Origin of the sequence: Azospirillum sp. OGB3 (genome assembly GCF_014192915.1) — a bacterium.
Taxonomy (GTDB): domain Bacteria; phylum Pseudomonadota; class Alphaproteobacteria; order Azospirillales; family Azospirillaceae; genus Azospirillum.
On the sequence record NZ_JACHYN010000007.1, the window covers coordinates 151,009 to 166,960 of the forward strand.

The following is a 15,952-nucleotide window of genomic DNA, read 5'->3' on the forward strand; positions in this document are numbered from 1 at the left end:
CGTATTGTGTCCGCCATGAGCGCCGAACAGCCCAAGCCGAACTCACAAGACCGCGCCGCCAGCCAGATGTGGGGCGGCCGCTTCGCCCGCGGTCCCGCCGCCATCATGGAGAAGATCAACGCCTCCATCGGCTTCGACAAGCGGCTGGCCGACCAGGACATCGCCGGGTCGAAGGCCCACGCCGCCATGCTGGCGCACCAGGGCATCATAACCCAGGCCGACGCCGATGCCATCCGCGAAGGGCTGGACCGGGTCAAGGAAGAGATCGACTCCGGGGCCTTCACCTTCAAGGTGGAACTGGAGGACATCCACATGAACGTGGAGGCCCGGCTGGCCGAGCTGATCGGCGAGCCGGCCAAGCGCCTGCACACCGGGCGGTCGCGCAACGACCAGGTGGCGACCGACTTCAAGCTGTGGGTGCGCGACGCGCTCGACCGCGCCGACCAGGGGCTGAAGGCGCTCCAGGCCGCGCTGATCGATCTGGCGGAAAAGCACACCGACACGGTGATGCCGGGCTTCACCCACCTCCAGGCCGCCCAGCCGATCAGCTTCGGCCACCATCTGCTGGCCTATGTGGAGATGTTCGGGCGCGACCGCGGCCGCCTGCGCGACGCCCGCGCCCGGCTGAACGAGTGCCCGCTCGGCTCCGCCGCCCTGGCCGGCACGCCCTACCCCATCGACCGCTTCATGACGGCGGAGGCGCTGGGCTTCGACCGGCCGACCGCCAACTCGCTGGACGCCGTGTCCGACCGCGACTTCGCGCTGGAGTATCTGGCCGCCGCCAGCATCTGCGGCATGCACCTCTCCCGCTTCGCGGAGGAGATCGTGCTGTGGTGCTCGGCCCAGTTCCGCTTCATCAAGCTGACGGACGCCTTCACCACCGGCTCCTCCATCATGCCGCAGAAGAAGAACCCGGACGCGGCGGAGCTGGTGCGCGCCAAGGCCGGGCGCGTCATCGGCAGCCTGAACAGCCTGCTGGTCGCCATGAAGGGCCTGCCGCTGGCCTATTCCAAGGACATGCAGGAGGACAAGGAGCCGGTCTTCGAGGCCGACGACACGCTGGCGCTGTGCATCGCCGCCATGGAAGGCATGGTGCGCGACATGCAGCCGAACGTGCCGGCGCTGCGCGAGGCGACCGACCGCGGCTTCCTCAACGCCACCGACCTCGCCGACTGGCTGGTGCGGGAGCTGAACATCCCCTTCCGCGAGGCGCACCACATCACCGGGCGTGCCGTGAAGGCGGCGGAGGACAAGCGCGTCGGCCTGACCGCCCTGACGCTGGCGGAGTTGCAGGCCATCGAGCCGCGCATCACCGAGTCCGTCTTCCCGGCGCTGAGCATCGAGGCGTCGCTGGACAGCCGGCGCAGCTTCGGCGGCGCCTCCCCCGTCCGCGTGCGCGAGGCCGTCTCGGCGGCGCGGGAGCGCTTCCTGTGAGGCGCCCGCTGCTGATCCTGGCGACCGCCGCCGTCGCGCTGACGCTGGCCGGCTGCGGCAAGAAGCCGAGCTTCGTCGATCCCCCGCAGGGCAAGGAAGCCGACCGCTTCCCCGGCACCTACCCGAACCCGAAGACCGATCCCAAGCCCGGTCAGCCGTCCTCCGGAGCCCGCTTCCCATGAGCGCCTTCGCCTACCGCAACGGCGTGATGCACGCCGAATCCGTTCCGCTGTCCAAGATCGCGGCGGAGGTCGGCACGCCCTTCTACTGCTACTCCACGGCGGCGCTGGAGGCGCATTACAGCGCCTACGCCGGGGCCTTCGCGGGGCAGGACGCCGACGTCTGCTACGCGGTGAAGGCCAACTCCAACCTCGCGGTCATCCGCGCCTTCGCCCGGCTGGGCGCCGGCGCCGACGTGGTGTCGGGCGGCGAGATGCGCCGCGCGCTGGCCGGCGGCATCCCGGCGGGCAAGATCATCTTCTCCGGCGTCGGCAAGACGCGCGAGGAGATGCGCGCCGCGCTGGAGGCCGGAATCCACCAGATCAACGTGGAATCCATCCCGGAGGTGGAGGCGCTGTCGGAGGTGGCGGTCAGCCTGGGCGTCACCGCGCCCATCGCCTTCCGCGTGAATCCGGACGTGGACGCCAAGACCCACGCCAAGATCGCGACGGGCAAGAAGGAGAACAAGTTCGGCGTCGACTACGACCACGCGCGCGAGGTCTACGCCCAGGCCGCCAAGTTGCCGGGCATCAAGCCGGTGGCCATCGCCGTCCACATCGGGTCGCAGCTCACCGACCTCGCCCCCTTCCGCGCCGCCTACGAGCGGGTGGCCGCGCTGCTCCACGCCCTGCGCGAGGACGGGCACGACATCACCCGCCTCGACCTCGGCGGCGGGCTGGGCATCGTCTACAAGCACGAGGCGCCGCCGGACATCGCCGACTACGCCGCCATGGTGAAGTCGATCACCGGCAACCTCGGCTGCCGCATCTCGCTGGAGCCGGGCCGCTCGCTGGTCGGCAACGCCGGCATCCTGGTGTCGCGGGTGATCTACCTGAAGCAGGGGCTGCACCGCCGCTTCGTCATCATCGACGCGGCGATGAACGACCTGATCCGCCCCACCCTCTACGAGGCCTATCACGGCATCGTCCCGGTGACCGAACCCGCCAGGGGAGCCGCCACCGAGCCCTACGACGTCGTCGGCCCGGTCTGCGAGAGCGGCGACACCTTCGCGCTCCAGCGCGCGCTGCCGGCGATGGCCCCGGACGAGCTGGTGGCGATCCTGTCGGCCGGCGCCTACGGCGCGGTCATGTCCTCCACCTACAACACCCGCCCGCTGATCCCGGAGGTGCTGGTGAACGGCGACCAGTTCTCGGTCATCCGCCCGCGCGTGTCGGTGGAAGAGCTGCTGGCGCTGGACCGCGTGCCGGACTGGTTGAAGGACTGACCCACGGCGGTACCGGCGCGCAATAACCGCTGCACAGAACCACCCTTAAGGCGTATGATTTCCCGTTCGCGACACGGGCGGGGAACATCATGGAATGGGACGCGGCCTACGCCATCGGTCAGAGCGCTGTGGATGGTGACCATCGGCGCCTGTTCCAGCTTTTCAACCAATTCAGCGCGGCCATCGCCGCCGGAGAAACGCGGGAGTCCGCGAACCGTTTCCTGCGCGAGCTTGCCGATTATTCGGCTTACCACTTCCGCCGCGAGGAGGGGCTGATGCACGCGGTCGGCTACCCCGACTACGCCAAGCACAAGAAGATGCACGACAGCTTCGCCGACTTCGTCCGTCGGCAATCCGACTCCGGCGCCCACGATCCGGAGGACGTGCAGTTCCTCCAGAGCTACGTCGAGATGTGGCTGTGCGGCCATATCCTGGTGATGGACAAGTGGTTCGGCGAATGGCTGGACGGACGGGGTGGGAATTCCGGCGCGGTGGCCCCGACGGCCTGAGGACCGGGCCGCCGCACCGATCCCGGACGCCGCCTATTTCTTGTAGGGATTGGCTGCCCACGACTTCAGATACGACACGAGTTCGGCGTCCCCGTCATAATACAGCCACTCGGTTTCCTCCTTCGACAGCGGTTTGGTCGGCGACGGACGATAAAGCTTGCCATAGGGCACCGAGAAAACTCCCAGGTCGGGCGCCGTCTCGAGAATTTTCTTCACCCACCCTTCGGCTCTCGCATAGAGCGTCTCGTAATCCGTGGCGACGGACAGGAAAGGGTTGTCGTTCGAGTTCTCCGACTGGCTGCCGAACGAGCTTTGCTTGATCGCCCAGTCGTTCAACGCCGAATCGCCGGGCTTGGCGAAGCCGCCGCCGACAGCGTTCCGGCGGCGCGACCACCAGTCGATCGCTTTGGCCTTGTCGGCGAACCGATAGACGAGAACATTCCCCGGCTTGGCGACGTCGAGGGTGTAACGCTCCCCAGCGGCGTTCGCCGTGGAGAAGTTCTTGGGGCTTGGCATGGGGACGCTCCTGATCAGGTGAGGTTGAACGGGCGCGATGCGCCTCGCCTTCTGGAGAACGCCCCACCATCCGCGCCCGTGAATTGGGGGCGTGAGTTGGAAATGGCGCCGCACCCTGTGCCATCCCTGGGCCTGCCATATTTTGGACATGGCACGATGTTTCGGTAGCGAACCGGCCTGCCGGACCGCGACAGACGGCGCAGCCGAGCCTATATCCTGACGATGTTCCGGCGGCGGCTTCTCCTCCCGCCCGGTGCCTGACCTGACGGGAGAGCGGCATGAGCGACAGCAAGGACGGGTTCCGGTTCCCCCTGCGCAAGGAGGCGCCCCCCGCACCCGCCCCGCGGGAGCCCCGCCTCCGCATGGGGCAGGCGCGCGCCGCCCTGCTCTGGGAACGGCTGTGGCCGGCGCTGTGGGCGCCCATCACCATCGCCGGGGCCTTTCTCGCCCTGGCCCTTCTGAACGTCTTCCTGCTTCTGCCGGGCTGGCTGCACGCCTTGGCCCTGCTGCTGTTCGTCGCCGCCATCGGCTGGACGGGATGGCGCGGGCTGCGCGCCTTCCGCCTGCCCGATGAGAACGCGGCCCGCCGCCGGCTGGAGCGCGACAGCGGCCTGCCCCACCGCCCCCTCCACGCGTTGCGCGACACGCCCGCCGGCAACGACCCCGTCGCCGCGGAGCTGTGGCGCCTGCACCAGGAGAGGGTGCGCGCCGCCATGCGGCGGCTGCGCGTCGCCATGCCGCTGTCCGACGGCCTCGCCGCCCAGGACCGCTACGCCCTGCGCGCGTTGGTGGCGCTGGTGCTGATTGCTGCCGGCGGCGCGACCTGGGGCGACTGGAAGCCGCGTCTTGTCGCCGCCATCACCCCGCATTTCGGCGGAACGGCGACGGCGTCGGTCGCGACGCTCGACCTCTGGGTGACGCCGCCGGAATACACCGGCCTGCCGCCGGTCTTCCTGAAATCGGCCAACCCCGCCCACACGCCCAGCCTCGCCGATCCCGTGCCCGTCCCCAAGGGCAGCCTCGTGCTGGCCCGCGTCACCGGCGGCAGCAGCACCCCGTCGCTGGAGGCCGGCAGCAAGACCGCCGCCTTCGAGGCGGTGGACTCCGCGACCTTCCAGATCCAGCAGCCCATCGAGGACGGCACCCGCATCGCCGTGACCCAGGGGTCCACCCTCCTGGGCGGCTGGAACGTGCGGATCATTCCCGACAACCCGCCGACCATCGCCTACGCCAGCCCCCCGACCAAGGGGGAGCGCGGCGCGCTGCGGCTGGACTACACCGCGCAGGACGATTACGGGCTGGCCGAGGCCAAGGCCGTCGTCCGGCTGGACCTGCCGGAGGGCGAGGCCCCGGCGCTCGACCGCAGCCCGCTGGAGCTGCCGCTGGCCCTGCCCGGTGTCCGCCCGCGCGAGGCGCGCAACGCCGCCTTCCACGACCTGACCGCCCATCCCTGGGCCGGGCTCAACGTCACCATCCGCCTGACCGCGCTCGACGGCGCCGGCCAGACCGGCAGCACGGAGGACGTGGCGATGGTCCTGCCGGAGCGCGTCTTCAACCACCCGGTCGCCCGCGCCATCGTGGAGGAGCGTAAGAAGCTGACTCTGCGGCCGCAGCAGCTCCGCATCGAAGTGGCCCGCGCCCTGGCCGAGATTTCCTCCCGGCCCAGCCAGTTCGGCGGCGATCTGGTGGCCTTCCTGGCGATGCGCACCGCCGTGAACCGCCTGCTGCTCGACGAGGAGGCGGCATCGGTTCCGGCCGTCCAGCAACTCTTGTGGGAAACCGCGCTGCGCATCGAGGACGGCGGGCTGTCGCTGGCCGAGCGCGACCTGCGCGACGCCGAGCAACGCCTCGCCGAGGCGCTGGAGCGCGGCGCCGACGACCAGGAGCTGAAGAAGCTGATGGACGAGCTTCAGGCGGCGCTCGACAAGTTCCTCGACGCCATGGAGCAGCAGATGCGCGAGGCGCTGGAGCGCGGCGAGCAAATTCCCATGGTGCCGCCGGAGATGGCCGACCAGATGATGGACCGCCAGGACCTTCAGCGCATGATGGAGCAGATGCGGCAGATGGCCGAGACCGGCGCCCGCGACGCCGCACGGCAGATGCTGTCCCAGCTCCAGCAGATGATGGAGCAGATGCGCAACGGCGCGATGGCCCAGATGCAGCAGCAGGGCCAGAACGAGGCGGCGCAGATGATGCGCGAGCTTCAGGAGCTGACGCAGCGGCAGCAGCAACTTCTCGACCAGACCTTCCGCCAGTCGCAGGAGCAGATGGGCCGGCAGGACGGGCAGCAGGGCCAGCAGCCGGGGCCGCGCAACCGCCAGGGCCGTCCGCAGCAGGGGCAGCAAGGCCAGCAGGGCCAGTCCGGCAGCCCGCTGATGCAGCAGCAGGCCGAACAGCAGGAAGCGCTGCGCCGCCAGCTCGGCGAGCTGATGCGCCGCATGGGCGAACAGCAGGGCGGCGAAATTCCCCGCCCGCTGGGCCGCGCCGAACGGGCGATGCGCGACGCCGGCCAGGCGCTCCAGCAGGGGCAGCCCGGCTCCGCCGTGCCACCGCAGACCCAGGCGATGGACGAGCTTCAGCAGGGCATGCAGGCGATGGCCGAGCAGATGATGCAGCAGATGATGGGCCAGCAGGGTCCGGCGATGAGCGGGCAGCAGCCCGGACAGGCGCAGCAGCGCCAGGGCCAGGGCCGCAACCGCGACCCGCTGGGCCGCCGCCCCTCCGGCTTCGGCAACTACAACAACGAGGACGTGAAGATCCCCGAGGAGGCCGAGCTCCAGCGCGCCCGCGAAATCCTCGACGAGCTGCGCCGCCGCTCCGGCCAGTACGGCCGCCCGCAGATGGAGCGCGAATACATCGACCGCCTGCTGAAGCAGTTCTGACCGCCCGCTGAAGCCGTTTTGAGGCGGGGCGGCCGGGCGGCTTTACCGGAGGGCGGCGCTGGTGCAGTATCCGCCGCGCAAGGCGCCGCCGCTTGCCCTTCCGGCACGGACGCCCCCGGACACAACGAACGTTTCCTCATGGTCGCGGTCCTTTCGAACCACGGGTCGGGCGGGCTGGCCCCGCAGCGCCCGGAACTGACGCTCGGCAGCAAGTTCCGCATGATCAACTGGGGGCTGGTGCTCCTGGTCTGCATCATCACGTCGGTCGGGGTGGCCCTGCTCTACTCGGCCGCCGGCGGCAACTGGAAGCCCTGGGCGCAGCCGCAGCTCGTGCGCGCCGTCCCTGGACTCGTCCTGATGCTGATGATCGCGCTGGTCGACGTGCGGCATCTGATGAAGTCGGCCTACGCCATCTTCCTGATCGTGCTCTGCCTGCTGGTGGCGGTGGAGCTGATGGGCCGCATCGGCATGGGCGCCCAGCGCTGGATCGATCTGGGATTCTTCCAGCTCCAGCCGTCGGAGCTGATGAAACCGGCGCTGACCCTGGCGCTGGCCCGCTACTTCCACGGCATCTCGCTGGACCAGATCGGCCGCCCGCTGCTGCTGATCCCGCCCTTGCTGCTGGTCTTCGTCCCGGTGGCGCTGGTGCTGATGCAGCCGAACCTGGGCACTTCGCTCTTGCTGATCATGGGCAGCGGCGCCGTCTTCTTCGCAGCGGGCGTGAGGATCTGGAAGTTCCTGGTGGTCATCGGCGGCGGCCTGTCGGCCATCCCCATCGCCTGGGAATTTCTGCACGACTACCAGAAACAGCGCGTCTACACCTTCCTCGATCCGGAGACCGACCCGCTCGGCGCCGGCTACAACATCCTCCAGTCGAAGATCGCCCTGGGGTCGGGCGGGCTGTTCGGCAAGGGCTTCATGGCCGGCTCGCAGAGCCAGCTGATGTTCCTGCCGGAGAAGCACACCGACTTCATCTTCGTGGTTCTGGCGGAGGAGTTCGGGATGGTCGGCGCGCTGATCCTGCTGGCGCTTTACCTGATGCTGTTCATCTACGGCGTGGTCATCGCGCTGAGCTGCCGCAGCCAGTTCGCCCGGCTGGTGGCGGTCGGCATGACCGCGCAGTTCTTCCTCTACGTGATGGTCAACGTGTCGATGGTGACCGGCCTGATCCCGGTGGTGGGCATCCCGCTGCCGCTGGTGTCCTACGGCGGGTCGGCGATGATGACGCTGATGATCGGGGTGGGGCTTCTGCTCAGCATGTCGGTCCACCGCGAGGTCCGCATCCCCAAGAGCGGCGTCACCGAGTTGTGACGCCGCTCGTCGGAGCGCTACCTCAGCCCTCCGAGACCTCGCCGTTCTCCTGGATCAGCACCTTGTCGATGCGCCGGCCGTCCATGTCGACGACCTCGAAACGCAGGCCGTTCCAGCGGAAATGCTCCGCGGCGGTGGGGACATGGCCCAGCCGGTCGAGCATGAAGCCGGCGATGGTGTGGTAGTCGCCTTCGCCCTTCAGCCCCTTCACGCCGACCAGCGACTCGACCTCCTCCACCGGGGTCATGCCGTCCACCAGCCAGGAGCCGTCCTCGCGCTGGACCGCGAAGCCGTCGCCTTCCTGCCCCTGTTCGGGCATCTCGCCGGCGATGGCCTCCATGATGTCGGTCACGGTGGCGATGCCCTCGACGCTGCCGTATTCGTCCACCACCACGGCCATGTGGATGCTGGCCTGCTTGAACAGCTCCAACAGCCGCAGGACGGGGGTGCCGTCATGGACGATCAGCGGCTCCACCATGGCCTCGCGCAGGTCGAAGCTGCGGCCCTGGAGCGCCTGGTTGAGCAGCGCCTTGCTGGACACGATGCCCTGCACCTCGTCCACGTCGCCGCGGCAGACCAGGAAACGGGAATAGCCGCTGGCCTGGATCTCCTTGGCGATGGCGTCGGGCGGATCGTCGAGGTCGATCCACACGAGGTCCGGACGCGGTGTCATGATCGACCGCGCGGTGCGGTCGGACAGGCGGAACACGCCCTCGATCATCTGCCGCTCGGCGGGTTCGAAGACGCCGGTCTGCGTGCCCTCCTTGATGAGGCTCTTGACCTCCTCCTCGGTGACGGTCTGCTCGCGCGCGGTGGGCAGGCGCAGCAGCTTCATCAGCCCCTCGGTCGAGACGCCGAGCAGCCAGACCAGCGGCATGGCGATGCGCGACAGGACGCTCATCGGGCCGGCCACGCCGGCGGCGATGCGCTCCGCGTTCACCAGCGCCATGCGCTTGGGCACCAGCTCGCCGACGATCAGCGACAGGTAGGTGATCGCGGCGACTACCAGTGCGAAGCCGACCTGCTGGCCGTAGGGGGCGATCCAGGAGACGTTTGCGTCGAGGACCGTGCCGAGCCGGTCGGCCAGGGTCGCGCCGCCATAGGCACCGGCGATGATGCCGATCAGCGTGATGCCGACCTGCACGGTGGAGAGGAAGTTGCCGGGGTCCTCCGACAGTTTCAGCGCGGCGCGGGCGCCCTTGCTGCGCGTTTCCTCGGCCATCTGCTGAAGCCGCGCGCGTCGCGACGACACCAGCGCCATTTCCGACATCGCGAAAAAGGCGTTCAGCAGGATCAGCAAAATGATGACCAATACTTCCCAGATCATGGCGTCGAGCCCGCGGGCGCTCCCTCTTTATGAAGACAGTTTGTCGAAGATCAGCATGCCGGCCTGCCCGAAACCGAACAGGACGGCGGCGACGATGACGATGGCGATCAGTCCGGCGACGAGGCCGGCGACGACGAAGGCCCCATCCTTCTCGATCAGCCCCAGCGCGAGCAGCGCGATGGCGAAGGCCGGCGGCTGGTTGCCGAAAACGATGGGGAGGGCCAGGATTCCGGCCAGGATCATCACGGCCACGCCGAGCAGCCGCTCCGCCGTCGGCGCGGTCATCGGCGGCAGGCGTGGGCGCAGATGCCGCTCCAGCCGGTCGACGTGCGGCTTTGCCTTCGCGATCACACGCAGGAAGGCGTCCCGGTCGAGCGTGACGGCGGCCAGCCGGCGCGGCAGCCAGGGGCGGTCGCGCCCGGCGGCGATCTGCGCGCCGATCAGCAGCATCGGCAGGCCCGTCGCCGTGGACAGCCCCGGCACCGGCAGGATGTTCGGAATGGACAGGATCAGAAGCAGGGCGCCGAAGGCGCGGTCGCCCAAAATGCCCACGAGATCACCGAGCGCGATCCGCGCACCATGGTCGTGGTTCAGGAAATCATCCAGCACCGCCGAAGCGGGGTTCACCGGCGGGAAGCCGGTGGACGCGGCAGCGCCGCGGTCGACGTCCTCCGGAGCCTGACGGTCCGGGGACGTGTCGGGAGGTCGGCCGTCGTTCACGGCGCTCCCCACGGAGGCCGCCCGAAACGGCGGAAGGGTAAACCCATGGACCTTTCGCGTCGCAACATCGTAAGGGCCCCTTTTACAGCATCGCCGGTCGGCGCGCCAGCCTGTCTGTGGAATATGCCGTTTCTCAAGGGAATGATGCCACCATTGGCAGGTCCACGGTGAAGGTCGAGCCGCGCCCCGGCACCGAATCGGCGATGATGCGCCCGCCATGCCCTTCCGCGATGGACCGGCAGATGTACAGGCCAAGGCCGACCGTCCCCTCCCCTTCGGTGCCCAGCCGGCCGGTGCGGGCGAAGGGCTGAAAGAGCTGCGTCAGTTCGGCCGCAGGAATGCCCCGCCCGTCGTCGGCCACGCAGAGGCGCGCCCGGCCGCTCTCCTCGCCGAGTGCGACACGGACCCGCCCGCCCCGCTCGGAATATTTGATGGCGTTCGACAGAAGGTTGTTCAGAAGCTGATCCAGTTTGGCCGGGTCGATGTCGGCCATGGGCAGCGGGCGTTCGGGCACGGACAGCTCAATGGTGATGGACTTGCCCTCGGCCAACACGCGATTCATCGAGACGTTCCGCTGGACCAGCGCCGCCAGATCCGACGGCCGCCGCGCCAGCCGCAGCCGGCCGGCCTGGAGCGCCGCCAGGGACAGCGCATCCTCCACCATGTGGCGCATGGACAGGCTGGATTCCCGGATGCGCTCCAGGCAGGCGCGCTCCGTCGCCTCGAGCCGCCCATCCAGCCGCTGCTCCAGCAACTCCGCAAAACCGACGACGACCTGGAGCGGCGTGCGCAGGTCGTGGGCCAGCATGCCCATCAACCGGTTCTTCTGCTCGTTGCTGGCGGCCAACTCGGCGTTGGCCTTGGCGAGCGTCCGCTGGACGGTGGCGAGTTCGTTGTTGAGGAGTGTCATCTCGTCGAACAGCGCGTCCACGCTGATCGCCTCCGGCGCCGGCGCCGCCACCCGAAGCGGCCCGAGCCGTTGGGCCAGCCGTGGGTTCAAGGCCTCCATCTCCTCCAGCAGGGCGGGAAGCCCGCCGGGCGCCCGCGCCACCGCCAGCACCAGGCCATCCGCGTCGCCGAGCCCGCTGACATGGAACACCCCCGCGGGGTCGAGCCGGCTGGGCACCGGCTGATCGATCACCCGGCCGGACTTGCGCAAACCGCTGAACAGGTCCAACGCGCCCGCCACGGCGTCTGGACCGAACAGCACCGGAAAGGGGGTGCCCGGCTTTCCAGTCAATCCTGGCAGTCCGGCGCCCACCCGGTGCAGGGCGCGCAGCCGGCCGTCGTGGTCGCAGGTCAGAACCAGTCCATCCATGCCGTTTCCCTTCAAGCCGCACGCATCATGGCACAGGCATCACGCCACTCCGCTGGCGCGGTCGGGAGCCGCCGGGCTGATCAGCCGCTCGGCGCTGGCGACGGCCTCCTCGGCACCGGAGGCGAAGGCGTCGGCGCCCACCTTCCTCCACAAGTCCGGAACGAGGTTGAAGGGATAGCCGCCGACCAGCACGCGCGGCGGTTGCTCCCACGGCTCGGCGCGCACCGCGGCGATGAGGGCGGCGACCCGCCCGACATGGGCGGTGATGGTCGCGGACACCGCCAGGATCCGGGCGTTCCGTTCCCGCAAGGCCTGGACGATGCTGCCCATGGGCATGTTGGCGCCAAGATAATGGCTGTCCCAGCCGGCCATCTCGAAGAAGTCGGCGACCATGCGGATGCCGATCTCGCGCTGCTCCCCGCCGACGCAGGTGGCGACCATGGACAGGCCGCGCCGCTCGGACGCGAAAATCGCCGGGTAAAGCTGGCCCATGATCGCCTGGGTGGCGGCGGTGGCGAAATGCTCGTGCGCCACTGTGATCGCCCGTGTCTGCCAGAGCCGTCCGATCTCACGCAGGGCGGGTTGGAACACATGCAGGTAAAGGTCGGGCACCGTCGACCCGCCGGCGGCGGCCTCCGTCACCAGCACCGCCGCCCGGCGCCGGTCGCCGGCCAGCAAGGCGTCCACGTAGGAGCGCGCGAGCGCGCCGAGCGGCGCGTCCGGACGAACGAAGGGCGGTGTTTCCCGTGGCAGACCGGGGAGCGCGGTCAGCCCCTGCCCCACGCAGGCGCGCACCCGCGCCGCCGTGGCGGAATCGACCCGTGCGGCCACCACGTCGCGCAGAATCTCCAGGCTTTCGCCGAGTTCCCCGTCGGGAATGCCGATGCCGGCGAAGAGGATCTTGACCCAGGCCACATACTCGCGGAACAGCGCCGGGCTGTCGCTCGCCACCGCCTCCGCAAGATACAGGAGGTGGAAGCCGATATCCTCGACGCAGCGCTCCCGTCCGACCTCGCCGTAACGGGCGTAGAACGCCGGCCAGCGCTCAAACTGGATGGCGACGATGGCGCGCGCCAACTCATCACGGCGATCCACGATGGGATTCGAGGCGATCCGCAGCGGTCCAGGAATGGGCCGGACGGTCCCCGGCATGGCACAGCGTCTCCAGTTGGAAAGAATGTTCGGAAGAAAGGTGCGCCCTCCCAACCGTTCCTGCAACGCCTGACTGCGCCGATCGGCGTCTTTCCGGAACATGGCCGGCCGTTGCGCCGCGACCCATCCGCACCATGAACCGCTTCTGACAGCGTTGTTGGTTCGTTCACAAATCCCGGGCCGCCACGTCCTTAAAGGAAGACCCTGAAAGCACGGTAACGAATTCGGCACGGAAGGATGCCGGGTCGAGGGAGCCGAGCGCTTTACTTTCGCCTTCACCAAGCCGACTGCCGATCCGGTCCTCCAGCCTCAACGAATCAGAAGGATTTTCCAGAATGAAGATGATCAGCCAAAAATTAAACCCAATGATCGGCACCCCAAAACATATCAATATACAACATTACCTTACATTTCTTCCAGGCATCCTCGCGACGCCGATGGGAAATGACGGAATCAATCAGCCAGACTACACACCGAAAAGCAATCCGAATTATCTTCGCGGGTTGGAAATATTCCTGAACACAATCAATTTCGGCCGTCAGCATGTTTACGCAAATACATTTGCCATTGATATGATAAGGAGGGGAAAAAGCATTCAGTTACTAAAGAAGAACGCCTTAGAGAAGCTCAGAGACCTGCGTTCCATCGCCGAAATGTCTCAGAACCCGGACGAGTTTATCAATATTTGCGCAGAGCAAGGATTGTTCAATCCGTTCACAAAATACAACCCCATCGATGCGGTTTTGATTGAACGGGCATTTTTAATGAACAACTCACTATTTTCGATAATGCCATATAACTTCATGGCGCCGATTGAGCAAGTCGCCCTAAAAAGGCGGTTGAAATACTGATGGACTTGCAAAGATGCCCAAACATCAACAGCCTTACATTGTGCGGCCACAGCAACGGCGGGATTCTTATTTACCACATCGCCATGTACATCGAAATGTTCATCGAAACAGGCATTCTGGATTTCATGACGACCATTGAGACGGATGCGGATGGAAGACAGAGAATCGGCCCGCAAGGGCCATTGAAGAAACTGTCCTTTGTTGACCCCGCACTCCAGGAAACTCTGAAAAAAATTATTGATGCAGGCCAATTCAACCTTGTATCGATCATGAGCCCCTTCAAAGGAAGTGAAAAAGCAAATCTGGCTGATTTCCTGACTTCAATGCCCCTCGGCCAGATGGTTCTGCGAGGAGCAAACCTGATCCGATCGCTGTCCGGAAACGCGAGCGAGGAATCCTTGCAGGTTCCCCGGCACCTTCTGAACGAACAGCCCCTGACTGACAAGATTATGGATACAGCTGGGACACTTATTTTCCCCAACCCAACAAGCGAAGGAATGTCCTACAGCACAAGCCGGATCGTACAAAGAATATCTGAAATAACAAAAGCGAACAAGATCTGTCTATACTCAGACAAACATATGACGGTAAACTCATACGCTCTGGTATCACAAGAGGGAGGCGATGCCCCACCATTTTACCTCATGCCAATTGGTGAAGAAAAGGGGGATGGCACCGTCGTAGCCACATCACAGATACTCGACGGAATCATGCCGATGAATTGCATCTCCATCAATGAAAACATACGTCACAACGAACTGATGCAAAACCTGTCAATAGTTTTAAAATCACTTCCAAATCTTGACCAAGAGTTCAAAAATTATAACGACATAAAAAAATCATTGTTGGATTTGGAGAAGTAAGAGGCGGCGCGCGGAAGCGTTGATTGAGGGATCGTGCGATTGGTGGTGGGCTCACCGTCACGCCGCGGCTGAGCAGCGATTCAGCCGCGGCACATTGCGCCACACCGTTGGAGACGACCATCCCGGCCTGGAAAAGCTTCTCAACGGCCCTTCTGAAGAACGAAGGTCAGTCGCTTCTGAAGGTCAGCCTTCGACACCGGCTTCACCAGATAGCCGGAGATTCCGTAAGCGATGGCCCGCTTGACGGTGTCCGCCTCGCGGTGGGCGGTCAGGACGATCACCGGAAGATCAGCCAACGGATTGCCCGTCGCCGTCCGCAGCGCGTGCAGCAGGTCCAACCCGCTCATCCGCGGCATCTCCAGGTCGCAGATGGCGAGGTCGACCTTTTCCGGATGATCGCGCAGGATGGCCAGCGCCGACATCCCGTCCGATGCCTCCCACACCTGGCGGACCTTCAAATCCTGGAGCAGGCGGCTCATCAGCCGGCGGGTGAAGTCGTCGTCTTCGATCAGAAGGACGCGCAGGTCGGTGATGCTGCGGTTCAGCCCCCCCTCCTTCGCAGGTTCGTTCAGCATCGGCGCGGCCATCCCTATCCGTTTCGTTGCATTGGGGATATGCGAACACACGTTACATCGTTGGAACCGGCCGGAGAAGCCTCAAAATGATGCAAAATTTGTAATTCATGCAACCTCCGGAAAGGATGGGCGACAGGAGCGTCGCGGTCGATGGCGGCCCTGCGCCGGGGGCCGTTGTCCATCCTGTCCGCGATCTGCTAAACCCGCACAGCCCGATGAAGGATCGGGCCGACGGCCGGGGCCGGCTCCTGGACATGGCCCCTCACCCCGCCCGCGGTTTCGGAACAGCCATCCACCATGCAACTCGATCTTCTCAAAAGACCGGATGGACGCACCGCCATCCTGATGCCGTCCGGCTTCGTCCTCGACCTGCTGACGCCGGACGCCACGGGCATGCCGATCGAAGACATCGCCCAGTGCCTGTCGTCGCAGCCGCGCTGGGGCGGGGCGGCCCGGCCCTGGTATTCGGTCGCCGAACACTCGGTGATGGTGTCGCGTCTGGTGCCGCCGCCTCTGGCTTATTCAGCCCTGATGCACGATTGCGAGGAGTTCCTCGGCGACTGGCCCTCGCCGGTGAAGGTGATGCTGGACCGCGATTACGTCAAACAGCGGCTGCACCCGGTCAAGGACGCGCTGCGCCGCTGGTTCGGCTTCGATGACGAGGTGCCGGCAATCAAGCAGGCCGACCTCGTCTGCATGGCCACGGAATTGCGCGACCTCCTGCCGCCCGCATGGCTGGATTGGGGACATCTGCCCGCTGCCCACCCGGACAGGATCGTCCCGATCGGCCCCGATCGCGCCTACGCGCTTTTCCTGGACCGGTACGAGGAATTGAAGCACCTCGCCCAGCCGCAAAACAAGCCCAAGAAGGCCAAAGCCGCGCGGAGCGGGCGCAAGCCGCCGCCGCCTTGAACACCACGCCAAGCCCCGCACCGAAAGGGCGTACGTACGCCCTGTACGCCCCGCAAACACGCCCTGCCCGCCGGACCACGGCAAGTATCATACAGTAACCTACCTGCCGTGCGTCCTCGGACGTTCCAAACTGGAGCG

The 15,952-nt window shown here is 66.5% G+C and carries 15 protein-coding genes; 9 read left to right on the plus strand and 6 right to left on the minus strand.

Going from position 1 to position 15,952, the window contains the following annotated elements:
• Positions 1-15: 15 nt before the first annotated feature.
• From argH to FHW79_RS16300, 4 genes are all read left to right on the plus strand, one after another.
• Positions 16-1,434 (plus strand): argininosuccinate lyase, encoded by a 1,419-nt coding sequence (gene argH, locus FHW79_RS16285; protein ID WP_183179899.1) that lies wholly within the window; start codon positions 16-18, stop codon positions 1,432-1,434.
• Positions 1,431-1,616 (plus strand): hypothetical protein, encoded by a 186-nt coding sequence (locus FHW79_RS16290; RefSeq protein ID WP_145689979.1) that lies wholly within the window; start codon positions 1,431-1,433, stop codon positions 1,614-1,616. The genes argH and FHW79_RS16290 overlap by 4 nt, the downstream gene beginning before the upstream one ends.
• Complete coding sequence (gene lysA / locus FHW79_RS16295) at positions 1,613-2,878, plus strand: diaminopimelate decarboxylase (RefSeq protein WP_183179900.1); 1,266 nt, start codon at positions 1,613-1,615, stop codon at positions 2,876-2,878. The genes FHW79_RS16290 and lysA overlap by 4 nt, the downstream gene beginning before the upstream one ends.
• 89 nt (positions 2,879-2,967) lie before the next feature.
• Complete coding sequence (locus FHW79_RS16300; protein WP_183179901.1) at positions 2,968-3,387, plus strand: hemerythrin family protein; 420 nt, start codon at positions 2,968-2,970, stop codon at positions 3,385-3,387.
• 33 nt (positions 3,388-3,420) lie between these two features.
• Here FHW79_RS16300 and FHW79_RS16305 read toward each other — a convergent pair whose 3' ends face one another.
• On the minus strand, positions 3,421-3,903 hold the full coding sequence (locus FHW79_RS16305; RefSeq protein WP_183179902.1) for a hypothetical protein: 483 nt from the start codon (positions 3,901-3,903) through the stop codon (positions 3,421-3,423).
• Between the two features lie 278 nt (positions 3,904-4,181).
• On the opposite strand from FHW79_RS16305, the gene FHW79_RS16310 reads away from it, so the two are divergent.
• Positions 4,182-6,785, plus strand: a complete 2,604-nt coding sequence (locus FHW79_RS16310; protein WP_183179903.1) for a TIGR02302 family protein — start codon at positions 4,182-4,184, stop codon at positions 6,783-6,785.
• 138 nt (positions 6,786-6,923) lie between these two features.
• A complete protein-coding gene (gene rodA, locus FHW79_RS16315) occupies positions 6,924-8,096 on the plus strand; it encodes a rod shape-determining protein RodA (RefSeq protein ID WP_183179904.1) in 1,173 nt (390 codons plus the stop codon).
• Positions 8,097-8,118: 22 nt separating this feature from the next.
• Here rodA and FHW79_RS16320 read toward each other — a convergent pair whose 3' ends face one another.
• The 4 genes from FHW79_RS16320 to FHW79_RS16335 all read right to left on the minus strand — a co-directional run bounded on the left by FHW79_RS16320 (position 8,119) and on the right by FHW79_RS16335 (position 12,613).
• Complete coding sequence (locus tag FHW79_RS16320; RefSeq protein WP_183179905.1) at positions 8,119-9,423, minus strand: hemolysin family protein; 1,305 nt, start codon at positions 9,421-9,423, stop codon at positions 8,119-8,121.
• 27 nt (positions 9,424-9,450) lie between these two features.
• Positions 9,451-10,143: an exopolysaccharide biosynthesis protein gene (locus FHW79_RS33270; RefSeq protein ID WP_183179906.1), complete on the minus strand. Its 693-nt coding sequence runs from the start codon at positions 10,141-10,143 to the stop codon at positions 9,451-9,453.
• Positions 10,144-10,276: 133 nt separating this feature from the next.
• Complete coding sequence (locus FHW79_RS16330; RefSeq protein WP_183179907.1) at positions 10,277-11,461, minus strand: HAMP domain-containing sensor histidine kinase; 1,185 nt, start codon at positions 11,459-11,461, stop codon at positions 10,277-10,279.
• Positions 11,462-11,500: 39 nt separating this feature from the next.
• Entirely contained in the window at positions 11,501-12,613 is a 1,113-nt protein-coding gene (locus FHW79_RS16335) for a cobalamin-dependent protein (RefSeq protein ID WP_183179908.1), read from the minus strand.
• A 335-nt stretch (positions 12,614-12,948) separates the two neighbouring features.
• Here FHW79_RS16335 and FHW79_RS16340 point away from each other — a divergent pair, with 335 nt between their 5' ends.
• On the plus strand, positions 12,949-13,464 hold the full coding sequence (locus FHW79_RS16340; RefSeq protein WP_183179909.1) for a hypothetical protein: 516 nt from the start codon (positions 12,949-12,951) through the stop codon (positions 13,462-13,464).
• The gene (locus FHW79_RS16345; RefSeq protein ID WP_183179910.1) at positions 13,464-14,327 is read left to right on the plus strand and encodes a hypothetical protein; all 864 of its coding nucleotides are present in this window, start codon (positions 13,464-13,466) and stop codon (positions 14,325-14,327) included. Before FHW79_RS16340 ends, FHW79_RS16345 begins: the two co-directional genes overlap by 1 nt.
• A 140-nt stretch (positions 14,328-14,467) precedes the next feature.
• Here the strand turns inward: FHW79_RS16345 and FHW79_RS16350 are convergent, their stop codons facing one another.
• The gene (locus FHW79_RS16350; RefSeq protein WP_183179911.1) at positions 14,468-14,902 is read right to left on the minus strand and encodes a response regulator; all 435 of its coding nucleotides are present in this window, start codon (positions 14,900-14,902) and stop codon (positions 14,468-14,470) included.
• Positions 14,903-15,199: 297 nt separating this feature from the next.
• Between FHW79_RS16350 and FHW79_RS16355 the strand changes: the two genes are divergently transcribed.
• A complete protein-coding gene (locus FHW79_RS16355) occupies positions 15,200-15,814 on the plus strand; it encodes a hydrolase (RefSeq protein WP_183179912.1) in 615 nt (204 codons plus the stop codon).
• Positions 15,815-15,952: the final 138 nt, after the last annotated feature.

What these genes read in the sequence shown, in the direction of transcription:
- FHW79_RS16335 (WP_183179908.1), bottom strand. Translation starts at nt 12,613, where the DNA reads ATGCCGGGGACCGTCCGGCCCATTCCTGGACCGCTGCGGATCGCCTCG.
- FHW79_RS16345 (WP_183179910.1), top strand. Translation starts at nt 13,464, where the DNA reads ATGGACTTGCAAAGATGCCCAAACATCAACAGCCTTACATTGTGCGGC.
- FHW79_RS16355 (WP_183179912.1), top strand. Translation starts at nt 15,200, where the DNA reads ATGCAACTCGATCTTCTCAAAAGACCGGATGGACGCACCGCCATCCTG.
- FHW79_RS16310 (WP_183179903.1), top strand. Translation starts at nt 4,182, where the DNA reads ATGAGCGACAGCAAGGACGGGTTCCGGTTCCCCCTGCGCAAGGAGGCG.
- FHW79_RS16300 (WP_183179901.1), top strand. Translation starts at nt 2,968, where the DNA reads ATGGAATGGGACGCGGCCTACGCCATCGGTCAGAGCGCTGTGGATGGT.
- FHW79_RS16320 (WP_183179905.1), bottom strand. Translation starts at nt 9,423, where the DNA reads ATGATCTGGGAAGTATTGGTCATCATTTTGCTGATCCTGCTGAACGCC.
- rodA (WP_183179904.1), top strand. Translation starts at nt 6,924, where the DNA reads ATGGTCGCGGTCCTTTCGAACCACGGGTCGGGCGGGCTGGCCCCGCAG.
- FHW79_RS16330 (WP_183179907.1), bottom strand. Translation starts at nt 11,461, where the DNA reads ATGGATGGACTGGTTCTGACCTGCGACCACGACGGCCGGCTGCGCGCC.
- FHW79_RS16340 (WP_183179909.1), top strand. Translation starts at nt 12,949, where the DNA reads ATGAAGATGATCAGCCAAAAATTAAACCCAATGATCGGCACCCCAAAA.
- lysA (WP_183179900.1), top strand. Translation starts at nt 1,613, where the DNA reads ATGAGCGCCTTCGCCTACCGCAACGGCGTGATGCACGCCGAATCCGTT.
- FHW79_RS16305 (WP_183179902.1), bottom strand. Translation starts at nt 3,903, where the DNA reads ATGCCAAGCCCCAAGAACTTCTCCACGGCGAACGCCGCTGGGGAGCGT.
- FHW79_RS16350 (WP_183179911.1), bottom strand. Translation starts at nt 14,902, where the DNA reads ATGCTGAACGAACCTGCGAAGGAGGGGGGGCTGAACCGCAGCATCACC.
- argH (WP_183179899.1), top strand. Translation starts at nt 16, where the DNA reads ATGAGCGCCGAACAGCCCAAGCCGAACTCACAAGACCGCGCCGCCAGC.